Raw genomic sequence first — 16,381 nt, 5'->3', positions numbered from 1 at the left:
GTCTATTGTTTATCACGTATTTTTAAACAAGCGAATAACACAACTCTATTCACGTTTCTTAAACGCAAACCGAAACGTAACGTCATTTTCAGAGCTACTTACTTCGTAGCGTACATCTAAAGCTTTCGCCATTTGTGAAACGAGATATAAACCAATACCGCTTCCACCAGTATGGCGGTTCCTTGATTTCTCAACACGATAAAACGGTTTAAAAATCATATCTCTTTCCTCTTCGCTTAACGTAACCCCGTCGTTGTTAATCGTGACAATCGCTTCATCTCCTAAGTCTTTCAATGAAACGGTGAGGTTTGCTCCAGTAGGTGAGTACATGTATCCGTTATGAATGACGCTATACAACATTCGTTTGACGAGCTCTTCATTTCCGATGACGATTTGCTCGTCTGGAAGCGTAACGTTCGTCGTCATGTTTTTCTCTTCTCTAAAGTAATCCAACTTATGAAGCGTCGTTTGAATGACGTGAACAAGGTCAATTTCGACTTGTTTTTGATTGAGCAAGTCTCGTTCAAATCGTGACAGTTGCATCATGTTTTGTACGAGCGTCTCCATTTCTTCAGTTGTATTCAACGACTTTTTCAAATAGTGATCGCGATCTTGATAAGGGCCAATGTTATGGATCATTCCTTCCATCTGTCCTTTTAAGATCGTAATCGGTGACTTTAATTCATGAGAAGCTGCCGAAAAATATTCTCGTCTACGTTCTTCAATCTCACGCTCTCGTTCGATGTCTGACTGCAACTTTTCATTTGCAGATTTCAATTGTAGCAACGTTTCTTCAAGGTTATTTGACATTTGATTAATGCTTTTCGATAGCTCTCCAATCTCATCATGCTGTCGTGTTTAATCGTTTTCGAAAAGTCCAACCTTGCGAGTGATTGAGCTGACGCATTTAACTTCAGCAATGGTTTCGTAATCTGTCTCGAGAAGAAGTACGCACAACCGATTGATAGTATAATTGCTACAATAAGAATGTATGGCAAAAACAAAAATAACGCTTCCGTTGCTTCACTGACAGGTTGCAACGATGCATTAAAGAACAAATGAAACGCTCGACCTTCAATGGTGATCGGTACGGTTTGACTATAACCCTCTAAAAACCCTTCTAACGTAGGAGGTTGAACGGCTGTCGTGCGATTGCCGAGCCCGTCTTCAATTTCAAACGTACGGGCATTCAGAGAAAATAGCGGATGAAAATTCTCATCTAACAAATAAAAGTAAACGTTTTGATTCCAACTAAGCGCTTCTAACTGTTCGTACGTTTCTTGAAACGTCGCCTCCTCTTCATTCGCTTGCATGACGATGCGTTCAATCTGTTCATCAACTTCTTGAATTTTGTATTGTTCATAAAAACTCGGTAAAAACAAATACAGCAATGCATAGAAAACGAGTGCTAATGTGACGAGTGTAACAGCGGTAATGAGAAAAACTTTACCTGTTATTCGCTTTGGTGAAAGATGCTTAATGGTCGGTAACATGTAACTTATATCCGACTCCTTTTACTGTCATAATTCGATCCGTTGATAACTTTTTTCGCAGATTCTTTATGTGGGTGTCGATCATCCGAGTTTCTCCAAGGTACTCATACCCCCACACGTGCTCAACGATCGTTTCTCTCGTCAATACTTTTCCTTCGTTTTCCATTAGCAGTTTTAAGATATCAAACTCTCTCGTCGTTAAACTAATTTCCTCATCGTTTACCCACACTTGGTAACCTAGAGCGTCTAATTTTAATTCTTCGTGTACATAATAGTCTTTTTCTTTTTCATGATGGTGATTCGTGCGTCTTAATACCGCTTCAACACGAGCAGTCAGAATCGTAAAGGAGAAGGGTTTCGTAATGTAATCATCTACCCCTACCTCAAAACCACGGACTTGATCTTGTTCTTCACCTAATGCCGTTAACATGATAATTGGCACAAACGACGTGTTGCGAATCATTTGAACAAGTTTGATTCCATCAATATTAGGCATCATTACATCAACAATACATAAATCAAATGGTTCGCGCTTAAATGCTTCATACGCTTTAAGTCCGTCGTCTGCGGTTACCACTTCATACCCGTTAGCCATTAGAAATTGTTTAACGATTTCTTGAATCTCAAGGTCGTCTTCAGCTACTAATATTCTACTCATGTTCTTAACGCTCCAACTTTGATCTGTCATTATCTACTTCTTACTATACACTACGTGCTAAATCTAAAAAAAGAGTGAGCACCTTAACTGAAGGTACTCACTACGTATCCGCTCCTTTCCTAAACATGCCTTACTTTCTTTAACGTTTCATCGTCTAAATGAGAATGCTGGGGGGCAGCATTTTGTTGATCTACCTCTTACATTAAAGGCTCATCTGTAGTTCATGTGTAGGAGGCAAGAAGTTCTTGTGAGACTCTCTACCTTTTTTCTAGTACACTAAGATTCACTCTGATGTGTATTTAAAAATCAGTAAGGATTGTGATCATTCATGCGAGAAAAGAGTATTTTGCATAGACAAGCAAAAACGATTCTTACGAAAGCTTCTGGCTTTCTTCAAGGATACAGTCACACCCTGAACCTTATGTCGGATGTGCATATGGCTGTTCTTATTGTTACGTACGGAAAATGCCAATCGCCCTTTTTCGGGAAGAGTTGTGGGGTGACTACGTTGATGTAAAAGCAAATGCTAAGTCATTGCTCATAAAAGAACTACGACGTGAAAAACAAAAAGGACCGGTCACGATTTTTATGTCTTCTAGTACTGATCCTTATCAGCCGATTGAATACAAAGAAGAGTTAACTCGCAATCTCTTAGAAACACTTACTGAAGACCCACCTGATTTTCTATTCATTCAAACGAGAAGTCCGATGGTTACTCGTGATTTGGACTTATTCCAAAAACTAAAGGACCGTTTACTCATAAGCATTACAATCGAAACAGATGAAGATTCAATTCGAAAGCAGTTTTCCCCACAAGCACCTGCGATCCGAGGGCGACTACGAGCTCTTAAAGAACTTCATGCGAATGGTATTCAAACGCAAGCTGCGATTGCTCCACTATTACCAAGCTCACCAAATTTCCCAAAAATCCTAAGAGACCATACGAACCGAATCACGATTGACGACTTTTTCATGGGTGATGGCAGTGGCGGTAAACGAACGAAACAATTGAACATTCAAAACAAATACGAATCTGAACATGTCCATCATTGGTACGACAGAGATGCTTACAAAAAATTGCTACGCCGCTTTCAGCAAGAGTTTCTTGATGAAGAACTCTTTATCAGCCAACAAGGTTTTCTACCTCCCACATAACGAAAAGAGCAACCGTCATTAAACGGTCGCTCTTTTTTAATCCTTATATTAGATCATGACTTTACACACGTCTTGCGAAAATGCGACTGGATCTTCAAGCGGTAATCCTTCAATTAGGAGGGCTTGGTTGTACAATACGTTCGTGTACAAAGCCAATGTCTCTTCATCCGCTTGCTGCAATTTCGTAAATACTTCATGCTTTGCATTAATCTCTAACACTTTATCTGCTTTAACTTGTTGATTATTGTCAGGCATCGATTGAAGAACTTTTTCCATTTCAATCGTAATTTCTCCATCCGCAGCAAGTACAACAGGGTGTGATTTCAGACGTTTTGATTCACGAACATCAGATACTTTGTTACCTAGAACCTCTTTCATCTTATCAAAGAGTTCTTTATAGTCTTCATTCGTTTCTTCTTGATCTTCGTCAAAATCTAGGTCTGCGCTAGAAACCGATTGGAACGGTTTCTCTTTATAGTTCTCAAGCATCTTAATCGCAAACTCATCAATATCTTCCGTAAGATAAAGAATCTCAAAGCCTTTATCTGCTACCATTTCTGTTTGTGGAAGTTTTTTAATTCGTTGTACAGATTCTCCTGTTGCATAATAAATTGCTGTTTGTTCTTCAGGCATACGATCAATGTACTCAAGTAATGACGTATACTTTTCTTCATGCGATGAATAGAAGAGAAGCAAATCTTCTAAGTCCTTTTTGTTCATTCCAAAATCGCTATACACACCGAACTTTAATTGACGGCCAAATGATTCATAAAACGTCACGTAACGCTCACGATCATTTTTTTGCATCGTCTTTAATTGTGATTTGATTTTTGACTTGATGTTTTTTGCGATCAATTGCAGCTGGCGATCATGTTGCAGCATTTCTCTTGAAATGTTCAATGAAAGATCTTCTGAATCGACGAGTCCTTTAACGAAACTAAAGTAATCCGGTAACAAGTCAGAGCATTTTTCCATTATCAACACACCGTTAGCATAGAGCTCTAACCCTTTCTCGAACTCTTTAGAGTAATAATCAAACGGAGCATTTTCTGGAATGTAAAGAATGGAATCGTAACGAACAGCACCGTCAACACTAATATGAACATGATCTAACGGTGTATCAAATCCATAACGTTTATCTTGATAAAATTGCTCATAATCTTCTTTCGTTAATTCACTTTTGTTTTTACGCCAAATTGGGATCATACTGTTAATCGTCTCTGTTTCAACGACTTCGACCATATCATCAGACTCTTCGTCTTTTGGCTGTTGAGTTGTTACGTTCATCGTAATTGGATAGCCAATAAAATCAGAGTACTTCTTAACAATCGTTTGTAGGCGATGTTCTTCCAAATACTCATCGTATGACTCGTCTCCACTGTTTTCTTTTAACTTCAAGACAATTGTCGTACCGATCGTCTCGTTGTCTACTGGGTTAATTGAGAAACCATCGGTGCCGTCTGAAGTCCAAGCATAAGCTTGTGTCTCATCAACAGAACGGCTCGTAACAGTTACTTCAGAGGCAATCATAAATGCTGCATAAAAGCCTACACCGAATTGTCCAATAATGTCGTGGCCATCTTGAATTTCTTGTTCCTTTTTAAACGCGAGTGAACCACTTTTGGCAATCGTTCCGAGGTTGTTTTCTAGTTCTTCACGTGACATACCGATTCCAGTGTCTGTGATCGTTAATGTACGTTCTTCTTTGTTCGGTTGAATGTGAATGTAATAATCCTCACGGTTAAAAGTAATGTTGTCATCTGTAAGCGCTCGGTAATACATCTTATCGATTGCATCACTTGCATTAGAAATTAATTCACGTAGAAAAATTTCTTTATGCGTATAGATCGAGTTAATCATTAATTCTAATAGTCGTTGTGACTCAGCTTGGAAAGGTATTTTTGTCACGATAAGTCCTCCTTCGCATTTCCATTAGCACTCTTATATGTAAAGTGCTAACCTATTTTTATTTTACAGATCTCGTGCAACGCGTCAACATTTCTCTTAAGCATTTAACAATTATGTTACGACTTTTGCTAATCTTTAATTGAATTGTTAACGTGATGCGTGCAACTTGTTTGTATAATAGTAGTAAGGAGAAAGGCTCTCTTACAAGAGGTGAGATGCAATGAACCATTTCAATATAAAAGCGATTATCAAACAAGAAGAAATCCATTCAGTAATCTCTCTTTACCGCCATACGCATGCAAAAGAACAATGTGATGAGATACAAGCTGAACTTTTACAACACTTTCATTATGAAGGTTTTTTAGCTTTGAAAGTAATGGATGCTAACGATCAACTTATCGGATTTATTTACGGCTATACATCAAAGCCTGGTCAAGACGATCATGAACAATATAAAACGACGTTAAACAAAGACTTATACGATCAATGGCTACACCATTGCTTTGTCATTACAGGAATTGTGATCCACCCTACAATCCGCCGAAAGAAAATCGTTCGTTATTTAATTGAACACATAACAAATGTCGTGAGGCATAAAACAGCGATTTTAACATTAGAACTTTCGAACAAAAAAGATCGAAATCTATATAAGCAACTCGGTTGGGATCTGATTTGTGACCATTATTACCCAACTTCAATCATTAAACCCTTTGTTATTATGGGAAAACAACTCCAATCCACTCCTCAACTTACTTCTCAAGCATAGAGCAATTTTGCTCTATGCTTGTTTTTGTAAAAAACTACTAAGCTCAATTGATTGTTTGTCATTCAAATCCCATGTATATTTTAAAGGGAAGTGTTCATTCGGAGAGGATAAAATGGCTCAATCATCTTTACGCTTTTGGTTAAAAGTATCTCGAGCACAAGTGTTACCGGTTATGGTACTCCCAGTTATGATTGGTGCGTCCGGAGCATTTGCGTTTACGCAATCGTTTCATCTCGGTCTTTTTCTTATTACGCTAATCGGTGCACTTAGTGCCCATTTATTTAGCAATATGATTAACGATTTGTGGGATTTTAAGAATGGTGTTGATCAAGCAGCTGAAGAATCTGCCGCTTCAATATCCACAAATTCGCGTGTATTACCGAACGGACAAGTAAACATCCGCACGTTTGCCCTTGTCACTTGGGGGTACTTCGCAATAGCTCTCCTTGCCGGCATTAGTTTAAGTGTTATTGTCGGTTGGCCCGTATTACTCTTTGCTGTAATTGGTGGACTTATTGCTTACTTTTATGTCGCTCCACCGCTGAAGTTCGGCTATCGTGGTAAGGGGTATAGTGAGCTTGCTATTTTTCTTGCGTTCGGTGTATTACCAGTGACTGGAACGTATTATGTTCTAACAGAGTCACTCCATATCGAGGCTTTTTTAATTAGTATTCCGATCGGCTTGTTAACGACATTAATTCTTTACAACCACCACTTCCTTCATTGGGAAGCCGATCTAAACGCTGGTAAAAAAACACTCGTCGTTATTTTTGGTGAGAAGAAAGCAATAAACTTCTCAAAATTCCTTGCAGGATTAAGTTATCTATCTTTGCTTTTTCTTGTTGTTGGACAAGTGTTGCCTTGGTACGCTCTCATCGCTTTATTGTCCGCGTACCCACTATTTAAAACCTACGGAACATTATCAGCCAAAAATGAAAGTAAGCAGTATGCCGTTCTAATGGGCGCTTCATTAAAGGCGACAATCCGTACTGGCTTAGTTATGACTTTATCGCTAATTATTAGTGGTATAATTACAATGTAGAGGTGAACATCATGACAGAGAAACGAGTACTAGGAGAATTTCATAACATTATTAATGAAAATAACACGTGGAGAATTGGTGGCTTCCCACTTCAAGATGGAAGCTTTTGGGAATATCGTGAACCGAATGCGGTCGTTATCTCAAGAAACGGCATGCTTTATGTTCGTGCCCCACTAAGCCGTTCACACGACCACGTCCAAATTCTTGATAATGCTAAGCATATGTACTACTCAAAAGAACCTGTTATTGTACCTGAAGATGGCAAAATCAGCTTTGAACTTAGCATTAAAGCAAATACAAAAGACACGACTCCTGGTGACTTGTATGATGGGTATGTATCCATTAACTTGCTTGATTTCACTACAGGTGCAGCGCTTGATTTCTTTACGAATGCTGAACAATACTCTTCGGTTTATGGAATTCTTCCATTCCCAGGCGTTGACGTTCCTGACACCGATCAAACGAAATATTTCTGCATGTTCAAAGAATCAACGGACCACTTTAAAACAGGTGATTTCAACCTATACAAAATTACGTACGACCAACTCAATGACGAAGTGATTTTCTACATTAACGATCATGAAGTACGTCGCGAAACAAATGTACCAGTGAAATTAAACCAATTCACAGTCGCACTCGGAATTATGACTGAAAAAGACCTTACTGCAAACGGCAGTGTAAGTGTTCACGGTCAAACGGTTATTGGCGAATGGTCTCCTGTAACGATCACAACTGAAGAAGAATAAGCAAAAACGGCACCTTTTAGTGAAGGTGCCGTTTTTGTTATTTAATTCTATTCATAGACCTCATAATTCTGTCCTGTTTGCATACCTTCTGCAGATTTACTATACGCTAAAGCCACTTTTCCCCCAGCAACTGGCTGGAAACCTTTAAAGAAGCTACCAAGCTTCTCATATGACTCCTCTAAAACGGTAGGACTTACTGCGTTAATTCGAATACCTCTTGGCATTTCGATAGCTGATGCTTTCACAAAAGACCGCACAGCGCCGTTAGCCATCGCAGCAGAAGCTCCTTGTGGGATCGGATCATCCATCATAACTCCAGTCGTAAGGGTGAAGCTGCCGTTATCTTTTACGTAAGGAATTCCGAGCAATACGAGATTTATTTGACCTTTTAACTTGCTCGTTAAGCCTAATTCGTTTTTTTCAGGAGTTAATTCTTCAAGCGGAGCAAATCCGGCCCTACCTGAAGCATTGATAACCGCATCAACTTCTCCGACTTGGTCATACATTGCTCGAATACTTTCTTCATCCGTAATATCAACGGTCACGTCGGCTCCAGATCTTCCGGCACGAATCACTTCATGCTGCTTCTCTAACCGTTCGTAGACCTTAGAACCGATCGTACCACTTGCTCCGATCAATAAGACTCTCATGTGCACTCAACCTTTCTTCTACGCCGATTTCTATTCTGGTTACCTAAATAACTATGAACAATATTCTTTGCCTATGCAAAGTTCCTTACGATTCATCTCGCTTAGCGTATTCCATGATCGAAAAACCAATATAGGAAAAGAAGCTCATCAAAACAAACGAGAAAACAATGAGTCCCATCTGTACGTTCATTAACAGAAATGATTGATAAAACCATATGATCACAGCTAATGAAAACCCAGAAACCATCGCATACTTTAATTTATTCAAACGAACATTACTCCCTTTCCCAGTTTTCCTTAGTTTAACACATACGTTTTTATGGTTAATCGTTGTTGCACATTCAATAACAGAACTTAACACACGACTAAAAAGCTGCTTAGAGATTAATCATCCCTAAACAGCTTTTCAATTGATTCTAGCGTCATTTATGAAGGGTCATAATAAATTGGTGCATTCGGTCCAAGATCTAGCCCTAAGAACATCCATACAATTAACATGATTGTCCATGAAATGAGGAAAAAGATAGAGAACGGGAACATCGTAGATATCAGCGTACCAATTCCCATCTTGCGATCATACTTTTGAGCAAATGCGATAATCATTGCAAAGTATGGTAAAAGTGGGGTTAACATGTTTGTTGCAGAATCAGATACACGGTAAACAGCTTGAGCAAGCTCAGGCGAATAACCCGTTTGCATCATGATTGGTACGAAAATCGGTGCCATCATTGCCCATTTTGCAGAAGCTGAACCGATAAACATGTTTAACGTTGCCGTAACAATAATAAAACCGATCACGACTGGTAATCCATCAATATTCAATGAGGTTAAAAACTCACCACCATATATTCCGAGAACAAGATCTAAGTTCGATTCATTAAAGAAAGCAACAAACTGTCCTGCGGTAAATGCTAGTACGATAAACATACCCATCGATGCCATCGTATCAGACATTTGCTTAGCAACATCTTTATCACTACGAATTTCTTTCGTCACAATACCATATACGATACCTGGTACTAAGAACAAGATGAGGATAAAGACAACGAGAGAATCCATAAACGGAGACATGACGATTGGCATTTCAGGGTCGTCCCCTCGCATAGGGCCCCATTCTGGTAGAATGAGCAGACTTAATACCCCAGCAGTTACGGCAACAGAAATCACTGAATAAAGGAGTCCTTTTTTCTCGACTGGCTTTAGACGCTCAAGATCGCCACGGTAATCTCCTTTATACTCACCAAGTCTAGGCTCGACAATTTTCTCAGAAACGATCGTACCTACGATCGTCAGTAAAATGGTTGACGCAATGATGAACCACCAGTTCATCGCGACATTCATTTGATCAGCATATGCTGGATCCATAGTTGCTGCAGCATTGATCGTCATTTGACCGAGCATCGGATCAATTGATGTTAGGATCAAATTGGCACTAAAGCCACCAGATACACCTGCAAATGCCGTAGCAAGACCAGCGATCGGGTGTCGACCAAGTGCAGCATAAATGACCGCTCCTAGAGGGGGCAATACGACATACCCTGCATCAGTTGCAACACTTGACATAATAGCCGCAAACAATAGACCTGCTGTAATAAGACGGTTCGGAATCGATAATACAAACGCTTTTAACCCTGCATTAATTAGTCCAGTACGTTCACATACACCGATACCAATCATCGTTGCTAACACAACACCGAGTGGTGCGAAGTTAATAAAGTTATCGACCATACTCGAAAATATATAAGTAATTCCTTCACCACTTAACAAATTGAGAACTTCAACAGACTCCCCACTGTTCACCGGGTCGTCAACAGAAACATTAAAACTAGATACAATTGCAGATGCCAAGATGACGATTAACGCCAATAGTGCAAACAATGTGACAGGGTGTGGTAAATTATTTCCCGTCTTCTCTACAAAGTCTAAAAAGCGTTGAAAAAGCCCTTTTTTTCTAGGTTTTTTCTCAGTTTCCTCATTCATAACAAACACTGCCCTCTTTCTAATCTCTTATCGCAAAAGAATTCAAACAATTTTCGCCGACAAACGTCGACTTCAAAATCCATAAAACTAATAATGCAATTTTCGTGCCTAAATGTCAACGAGATATTATTATTCTAAAAAAATAATTTTTTCCAAAGATCTGTATGTAAATGTTCGCTATCAGTTCATAAAAAAAGAAGCTACGTAACAAAAGAAACGTTACATAGCTTCTACGCTTTATTTTTCAAAGAAACGAATGAGTTCTTCTGTGAATTTCTCTCGCTCATCATAGAATAAACTGTGACCACTATCGTTAAATGGGACAATTTCAGCTGCTTCAATTCCTGACTCCATAACTTCTGCTAAATCAAAGGGACAAATCTCATCATTCTTACCGTGTAAGATTGCGGTTGGTACTTCTATTGATGATAAGTCGTCTCGTAGATCCGCATCACGTAACGTTCTTGCACATGCAATCGTTGCATGTGGGCTTGCGTCCATCGCTAAGCTATGGAACCAACGATTGTAAGCTTCACTCGGTTCGTGACCAAAGAACAACTCTCCGAAGTCTTCAAGCATCTTGCTCGATCTTCATACGCACCTTCAATTAACCCATTAACATTATCTTTTGGAATACCAAACTGGAAATCATCGCGTTCTGTGAATACGGGTGCTGCCGCTCCTAATAAGGCAAGTTTACGAATTCCTTTCCCTTCATGCCTTGCCATATATCGAATGGCAATCGCGCCACCCATTGAGAAACCGGCTAAAATTGCATCGTCCAATTGTAACTCGTCAATCACGGCTCTAAGATCATCAGCTAGTGCGTCATACGTATATCCAGATGAAGCTTATCCGATTTACCGAAACCTCTTAAATCGACACCAATAAAGCGGTACCCTTTTTCTGGTAGTACAGCCATTTGGTGATCAAACATACGGTGATTAACAGGCCAACCGTGCAAGAAGATGACTGGTGTTCCTTCTCCAATATCTTCTACAAATAGTTTTGTTTGATCGAACGTTTCAATATAGTGACCCATGTAAGACACGCCTTTCCAGTATTTAGTTACTGCTAATGCAATTCCCATAACTTCCATTTGTGAAACTAGAAAAACAAACATGGAAGAATCATTTAGACTAACATTACAATTATCGGAAATGATACGTTAACTACACGTCATCATTCTAAGTATATGTAAAATGAAAGCTAGCATATTTTACCGATAAATTCAGATTTTTTAATAAAAAGCTAGCCAGCACCTCTACATTCGAACTATACTGAAGAAGAATACGTGTTTACGATTACTTAAAAGGAGTGAAGGCTTGTTATGAGATCTGATCTTTTACATTTTATTGATGGTGAATGGGTGAAGTCTACAGGAGCGGATTCAATTGAAGTATTAAACCCTGCCACTGAAGAAGTTATCGGCACGATTAGTAATGGAACGAAAGAAGATGTGGATCTTGCTGTAAAAGCAGCTCGTAAAGCATTTCCAACTTTCTCACAAACGACAAAAGAAGAACGAATTGCACTATTAACCCGTATTGCAGATGAATACGAAAAGCGTAAAGATGATTTTGTTGAAATGATTACACAAGAACTCGGTGCTCCGATCATTATGAGTGAGAAAGTTCACTATAATATGGGACTTGCCCATTTCCGACAAGTCGCAAAAGAACTTGAGACGTTTGAATTTACCGAAAAGCGTGGACCTACATTAATTCGTAAAGAAGCGATCGGTGTAAGCGGTCTCATTACGCCGTGGAACTTTCCAACAAACCAAACATCAACAAAGCTTGCAAGTGCATTTGCCGCCGGTAGCACGGTCGTCCTCAAGCCATCTGAACTCACACCTTATGCTGCACTCATCTTAACTGAAGTCTTTGAAGCGGCTGGTGTTCCTAAAGGAGTATTCAACCTCGTCAATGGCTCAGGGGAAACTGTAGGCGATGCGATTAGCTCACACCCTGATATCGATTTCGTATCCTTTACAGGTTCTGGAGCCGTCGGACAAAAAATAAGTGAAAATGCAGCGAAAACGATTAAACGAGTCGCACTTGAACTGGGCGGTAAATCACCATTAATCGTACTTGATGATTACGATATGAAGAAAGCAGCTAAAATTGCTGCTGGTAATGTTTTTGCAAACTCTGGTCAAGTATGTACAGCTGCAACCCGTACTCTCGTCTCTAAAGCAAAACACGACGAGTTCATCGAAGCTTTGAAAGGGGTACTTCCTAGGTTCAGTGTTGGAAACCCTCGAGATGAAAAGACATTTTACGGACCCCTCGTTGCCGAAAAGCAATATGATCGTGTACAAGACTACATTCAAAAAGGTCTTGATGAAGGCGCAGAACTTATTGCAGGTGGTACAGGTAAACCAGAAGGCCTTGAAACAGGCTATTACGTAAAACCGACCGTTTTCACAAACGTCAAAAATGACATGACGATTGCCCAAGAAGAAATTTTCGGACCGGTCATGTCAATTATTACGTATGATACGTTAGAAGAAGCAATTGAAATTGCGAACGATACGATTTACGGTCTTGCAGGCTACGTCGTAGGTGAAGATGAAGAAACCGTACAAAAAGTTGCTTCCTCCATCCGCGCTGGGCGTATCTCCATTAACAACCCTCCTTCTGACTTCTCTGCTCCTTTTGGAGGTTACAAGCAATCAGGAGTTGGGCGCGAATGGGGCGAATATGGAATCGAAGAATATCTTGAAATTAAAGCAGTTGTTGGCGTATCATAATGATTAACTATAAAGCCTTGCAATGATTCATTGCAAGGGCTTTACTATGAGGTGAACATCATGTTCAAACGCTTATTCCAAAGAAAAAGCTGTTTCTTTTGTAAAGGAAAAACCCAACATATGAAACGCTACCTTACTCTTGAAAAGGAGACGGTTCTCGTATGTGAAAAGTGTCTTGAATATGCCGAACGCCGAGCATTTTTAAAAGCTTAATTTACATGAACAAAATAATACTCACTGCCATAATTGCCATTCCAAACACAACGCCATAAATCGTTGAATGGCCTTCATCATATTCACGCGCTGCAGGTAAAAGTTCATCTAGTGAGATAAAGACCATAATGCCTGCGACTGCAGCAAAAATAAATCCAAACATCATTTCGTTCAAATAAGGCATTAAAAATAAAAATGCGACAACTGCACCTAATGGTTCTGCTAACCCTGACAAAAAGGACAATTTAAATGCTTTCTTTCTACTACCTGTTGCGTAATATACCGGTACACTTACAGCAATTCCTTCTGGAATATTATGAATGGCAACTGCAATTGCAATCGCTATACCAAGAGTTGGGTCATGTAATGCAGAGGCAAACGTTGCTATTCCTTCTGGAAAGTTGTGAATTGCAATGGCGAGTGCCGTAAACGTCCCCATTTTCAGTAGGTCAGGCTGTTGTTTATGAACTTCACGTAATGTACGGTTCATGTCTTCTACTTTTTTAACTTCATGGGGGTTTTTCTCATTAGGTACAAATCGATCAATGATTGCTATTAAAAGCATACCGCAGAAAAAACTTAGAACGGTCAACCACTTTCCCGCTTCCACCCCAGAACTATTCGTTAATGCTTCTAATGCTTTAGGAAAGATCTCTACAAATGAAATAAAAATCATCACACCCGCACTAAACCCTAACGCCCAAGAAAGGAACTTCGTGTTTGTCGTCGACGTAAAAAAAGCAATTAAACTACCAATTCCCGTTGCAAGGCCTGCCATTAGCGTTAATAAAAATGCGATCCAGACTTCTTCCCCCATCCCCTAGACCTCCACTTCCTTTGCTCAGTCTAGTCTATGGTCAAACATTCCAAAAGATACTCGTCTCAATTTTCATGGTTCATTTGAACAATCCCTTTTTATTTTTAAATCCGGGGAAATCCACTCACCCTATTGAATCGTACGATATCACTCGTTAAAGAATGAAATTGACAACACCCTATATTTCACCGCATTTCATGTAGTTTATATTAAACGATGTAACGCTTTAACTTCTTTAACGACAAACCTAGCAACCTAAACAAAAGAAGGGATTTACTATGAAAACTAAATGGCAATTATTAGTCGCATAGCAGTCCTAATGGCTGGTTGTGGCACAAATCCAACACCAGGCAGTGAAGCAACGAATCATATTGGTGACCCAAAGGACATGACTGCAGGTATGTGATGAAAATGACTGAGTCATCGGTTGTTCTAGACTTATCTCCAGCTCATCAAAAGTATGTCAAAGAGGAGCTTGAACAAGATTTTACTGATATGATGTTACGTACACTTGAAGTAGAAATTACTGACGAGTTAGATTTTATTGACCATGATGGCACGCCAATTGATTCAGAAATCATTGAAGAAGGCGACCGTTTACGACTCGACTTCGATATGGCTGACTATGATGCTACGGAAAGCCCAGTAGAAATGGATTTTCTCATCTACGACCCTAAATCGGACGAAGAAATTATCGCTGAACACTCTCCCTCTGAAGAGGGCTATCATTTAGCGATCGTGTATAGTGATGACGATGCTATGGAAAATGTAGACGAACAAGAAGTAGAAAAACTTATGCAATCTGATAACCTCTTGCAAATATACTATCTCCACACTTCAGAAGAAAAGCCAGCAACGAATTTCAAAGATATTTTTAATTTAGACACTACCCCTTCCTTCGTCATTCTTGACAGTAATGGGATCGTGGATACAGTCGAGTCACTTGAAGAAGTTCAAAACAGCATAAATCAATAATTTACAGCAAGCGATGATCACATCGCTTGCTGTTTTTTGTAGTAAAAATAATTTATAACTCACCTCCTAGTCGATAATCACATACGATGATTTGACCATTTTCTTTGATTTGGAGGTGTCTTCGTGAATCAACCTGAACATTTATGGAATCCAAATCGGCGCAACCGAAATGGAATTTCAATTAACAATAACTTAATAAATGGTGCCGGAGTCATTGGTGGTAATGGCACAATTCCTACTGGTGTCCCAACTTCTCCAACACTCCCAACCATTCCAACGATCCCAACAGCACCACCCACAGTCATCACCATTCCACTTCCTGGTGCCACTGGGCCAACTGGTCCTACGGGACCTACCGGGGCAACGGGTGTCGGTCTTCAAGGCGCCATCCCATTTGACCCTACGACTGCACCAACATACCTTGTCGGGCAAGTTGTAACGTATCAAGCAGCACTTACCTTGTTAACTCTTCTCCTCCTTCTGGAACGCCAGATACTTCTCCAGACTACACACTCCTTGCTGCAGCAGGCGCGACTGGGCCACAAGGCGTTACTGGCTCTACAGGTAATACGGGGGCCACTGGCCCAAGTGGAGGAGTACCGGGACCTACAGGTGCCACGGGTGATACTGGATCTACTGGCACTACCGGGGCCACTGGCGTTACTGGGCCTACCGGCGCAACGGGGGCCACTGGCGTTACTGGGCTTACCGGCGCTACGGGGCCACTGGCGTTACTGGATCTACTGGCACTACCGGGGCCACTGGCGTTACTGGGCTTACCGGCGCTACGGGTGGCACCGGTGTTACAGGGCCTACCGGTGCTACGGGTGTCGGTCTTCAAGGCGCCATCCCGTTTAACCCTACGACTGCACCAACATACCCTGTCGGGCAAGTTGTAACGTATCAAGGTAGCACTTACCTTGTTAACTCTTCTCCTCCTTCTGGAACGCCAGATACTTCTCCAGACTACACACTCCTTGCTGCAGCAGGTGCGACTGGGCCACAAGGCGTTACTGGGTCTACAGGTAATACGGGGGCCACTGGCCCAAGTGGAGGAGTATCGGGACCTACAGGTGCCACGGGTGATACTGGATCTACTGGCGCTACGGGGGCCACTGGCGTTACTGGGTCTACTGGCGCTACGGGGGCCACTGGCGTTACTGGGTCTACTGGCGCTACGGGGGCCACTGGCGTTACGGGCATTACGGGTGCCACTGGCATCA

At 40.6% G+C, this 16,381-nt stretch carries 16 protein-coding genes and 2 pseudogenes; 6 read left to right on the top strand and 12 right to left on the bottom strand.

Annotated elements, in window-relative coordinates; all coding sequences use genetic code 11:
- Positions 1–45: 45 nt before the first annotated feature.
- From JCM19038_RS20385 to JCM19038_RS04860, 3 genes are read right to left on the bottom strand one after another with little or no spacing between them, the layout of a single operon-like run.
- Positions 46–810 carry a cell wall metabolism sensor histidine kinase WalK gene (locus tag JCM19038_RS20385; protein ID WP_052361089.1) on the bottom strand — a complete coding sequence of 255 codons (765 nt, stop codon included), beginning with the start codon at positions 808–810 and terminating at the stop codon, positions 46–48.
- A complete protein-coding gene (locus JCM19038_RS20380) occupies positions 774–1,493 on the bottom strand; it encodes a methyl-accepting chemotaxis protein (RefSeq protein WP_052361088.1) in 720 nt (239 codons plus the stop codon). Before JCM19038_RS20380 ends, JCM19038_RS20385 begins: the two co-directional genes overlap by 37 nt.
- Complete coding sequence (locus tag JCM19038_RS04860; RefSeq protein ID WP_042415251.1) at positions 1,477–2,181, bottom strand: response regulator transcription factor; 705 nt, start codon at positions 2,179–2,181, stop codon at positions 1,477–1,479. Before JCM19038_RS04860 ends, JCM19038_RS20380 begins: the two co-directional genes overlap by 17 nt.
- Before the next feature lie 435 nt (positions 2,182–2,616).
- On the opposite strand from JCM19038_RS04860, the gene JCM19038_RS04855 reads away from it, so the two are divergent.
- Positions 2,617–3,306 (top strand): radical SAM protein, encoded by a 690-nt coding sequence (locus JCM19038_RS04855; protein WP_307189954.1) that lies wholly within the window; start codon positions 2,617–2,619, stop codon positions 3,304–3,306.
- Between the two features lie 48 nt (positions 3,307–3,354).
- On the opposite strand, the gene htpG is transcribed toward JCM19038_RS04855, so the two are convergent.
- The gene (gene htpG, locus JCM19038_RS04850) at positions 3,355–5,214 is read right to left on the bottom strand and encodes a molecular chaperone HtpG (protein WP_042415248.1); all 1,860 of its coding nucleotides are present in this window, start codon (positions 5,212–5,214) and stop codon (positions 3,355–3,357) included.
- Between the two features lie 220 nt (positions 5,215–5,434).
- Between htpG and JCM19038_RS04845 the strand changes: the two genes are divergently transcribed.
- The 3 genes from JCM19038_RS04845 to JCM19038_RS04835 all read left to right on the top strand — a co-directional run bounded on the left by JCM19038_RS04845 (position 5,435) and on the right by JCM19038_RS04835 (position 7,768).
- A complete protein-coding gene (locus JCM19038_RS04845; RefSeq protein WP_042415245.1) occupies positions 5,435–5,980 on the top strand; it encodes a GNAT family N-acetyltransferase in 546 nt (181 codons plus the stop codon).
- Between the two features lie 112 nt (positions 5,981–6,092).
- Positions 6,093–7,022: a prenyltransferase gene (locus JCM19038_RS04840; RefSeq protein ID WP_042415242.1), complete on the top strand. Its 930-nt coding sequence runs from the start codon at positions 6,093–6,095 to the stop codon at positions 7,020–7,022.
- 11 nt (positions 7,023–7,033) lie between these two features.
- Positions 7,034–7,768: a DUF6081 family protein gene (locus JCM19038_RS04835; RefSeq protein ID WP_042415239.1), complete on the top strand. Its 735-nt coding sequence runs from the start codon at positions 7,034–7,036 to the stop codon at positions 7,766–7,768.
- 47 nt (positions 7,769–7,815) lie between these two features.
- Here the strand turns inward: JCM19038_RS04835 and JCM19038_RS04830 are convergent, their stop codons facing one another.
- The 4 genes and pseudogenes from JCM19038_RS04830 to JCM19038_RS04815 form a co-directional block, all read right to left on the bottom strand.
- Positions 7,816–8,418, bottom strand: coding sequence for a short chain dehydrogenase (locus tag JCM19038_RS04830; RefSeq protein ID WP_042415236.1), 603 nt, complete (start codon positions 8,416–8,418; stop codon positions 7,816–7,818).
- Between the two features lie 85 nt (positions 8,419–8,503).
- Positions 8,504–8,686: a hypothetical protein gene (locus JCM19038_RS04825; RefSeq protein WP_152549338.1), complete on the bottom strand. Its 183-nt coding sequence runs from the start codon at positions 8,684–8,686 to the stop codon at positions 8,504–8,506.
- A 158-nt stretch (positions 8,687–8,844) separates the two neighbouring features.
- Complete coding sequence (locus tag JCM19038_RS04820) at positions 8,845–10,398, bottom strand: AbgT family transporter (RefSeq protein ID WP_042415229.1); 1,554 nt, start codon at positions 10,396–10,398, stop codon at positions 8,845–8,847.
- Positions 10,399–10,635: 237 nt separating this feature from the next.
- Positions 10,636–11,440: pseudogene (locus JCM19038_RS04815) on the bottom strand (alpha/beta fold hydrolase).
- Positions 11,441–11,728: 288 nt separating this feature from the next.
- Here JCM19038_RS04815 and JCM19038_RS04810 point away from each other — a divergent pair.
- Positions 11,729–13,153 (top strand): aldehyde dehydrogenase family protein, encoded by a 1,425-nt coding sequence (locus JCM19038_RS04810; protein WP_042415226.1) that lies wholly within the window; start codon positions 11,729–11,731, stop codon positions 13,151–13,153.
- A 214-nt stretch (positions 13,154–13,367) separates the two neighbouring features.
- Here JCM19038_RS04810 and zupT read toward each other — a convergent pair whose 3' ends face one another.
- Positions 13,368–14,183 carry a zinc transporter ZupT gene (gene zupT / locus JCM19038_RS04805; RefSeq protein ID WP_042415223.1) on the bottom strand — a complete coding sequence of 272 codons (816 nt, stop codon included), beginning with the start codon at positions 14,181–14,183 and terminating at the stop codon, positions 13,368–13,370.
- A 405-nt stretch (positions 14,184–14,588) separates the two neighbouring features.
- Here zupT and JCM19038_RS04800 point away from each other — a divergent pair, with 405 nt between their 5' ends.
- Positions 14,589–15,158, top strand: coding sequence for a hypothetical protein (locus JCM19038_RS04800; RefSeq protein WP_042415219.1), 570 nt, complete (start codon positions 14,589–14,591; stop codon positions 15,156–15,158).
- A 128-nt stretch (positions 15,159–15,286) separates the two neighbouring features.
- Here JCM19038_RS04800 and JCM19038_RS24695 read toward each other — a convergent pair whose 3' ends face one another.
- The 3 genes and pseudogenes from JCM19038_RS24695 to JCM19038_RS24685 form a co-directional block, all read right to left on the bottom strand.
- Entirely contained in the window at positions 15,287–15,487 is a 201-nt protein-coding gene (locus JCM19038_RS24695) for a hypothetical protein (RefSeq protein WP_304412578.1), read from the bottom strand.
- A gap of 176 nt (positions 15,488–15,663) precedes the next feature.
- Entirely contained in the window at positions 15,664–15,849 is a 186-nt protein-coding gene (locus tag JCM19038_RS25335) for a hypothetical protein (RefSeq protein ID WP_373902424.1), read from the bottom strand.
- A gap of 275 nt (positions 15,850–16,124) precedes the next feature.
- Positions 16,125–16,381, bottom strand: a pseudogene (locus JCM19038_RS24685) (hypothetical protein); the annotation flags it as partial.

The organism is Geomicrobium sp. JCM 19038, from assembly GCF_000698125.1.
Lineage (GTDB): Bacteria > Bacillota > Bacilli > Bacillales > Marinococcaceae > Geomicrobium_A.
The sequence above is the reverse complement of the archived record's forward strand: the minus strand, read 5'-3'. Positions and strand labels throughout refer to the sequence as shown.

Coding starts and splice junctions, on each gene's coding strand:
- JCM19038_RS20385 (WP_052361089.1), bottom strand. CDS start 810: ATGTCAAATAACCTTGAAGAAACGTTGCTACAATTGAAATCTGCAAAT.
- JCM19038_RS20380 (WP_052361088.1), bottom strand. CDS start 1,493: ATGTTACCGACCATTAAGCATCTTTCACCAAAGCGAATAACAGGTAAA.
- JCM19038_RS04860 (WP_042415251.1), bottom strand. CDS start 2,181: ATGACAGATCAAAGTTGGAGCGTTAAGAACATGAGTAGAATATTAGTA.
- JCM19038_RS04855 (WP_307189954.1), top strand. CDS start 2,617: ATGCCAATCGCCCTTTTTCGGGAAGAGTTGTGGGGTGACTACGTTGAT.
- JCM19038_RS04845 (WP_042415245.1), top strand. CDS start 5,435: ATGAACCATTTCAATATAAAAGCGATTATCAAACAAGAAGAAATCCAT.
- JCM19038_RS04840 (WP_042415242.1), top strand. CDS start 6,093: ATGGCTCAATCATCTTTACGCTTTTGGTTAAAAGTATCTCGAGCACAA.
- JCM19038_RS04835 (WP_042415239.1), top strand. CDS start 7,034: ATGACAGAGAAACGAGTACTAGGAGAATTTCATAACATTATTAATGAA.
- JCM19038_RS04830 (WP_042415236.1), bottom strand. CDS start 8,418: ATGAGAGTCTTATTGATCGGAGCAAGTGGTACGATCGGTTCTAAGGTC.
- JCM19038_RS04820 (WP_042415229.1), bottom strand. CDS start 10,398: ATGAATGAGGAAACTGAGAAAAAACCTAGAAAAAAAGGGCTTTTTCAA.
- JCM19038_RS04810 (WP_042415226.1), top strand. CDS start 11,729: ATGAGATCTGATCTTTTACATTTTATTGATGGTGAATGGGTGAAGTCT.
- zupT (WP_042415223.1), bottom strand. CDS start 14,183: ATGGGGGAAGAAGTCTGGATCGCATTTTTATTAACGCTAATGGCAGGC.
- JCM19038_RS04800 (WP_042415219.1), top strand. CDS start 14,589: ATGAAAATGACTGAGTCATCGGTTGTTCTAGACTTATCTCCAGCTCAT.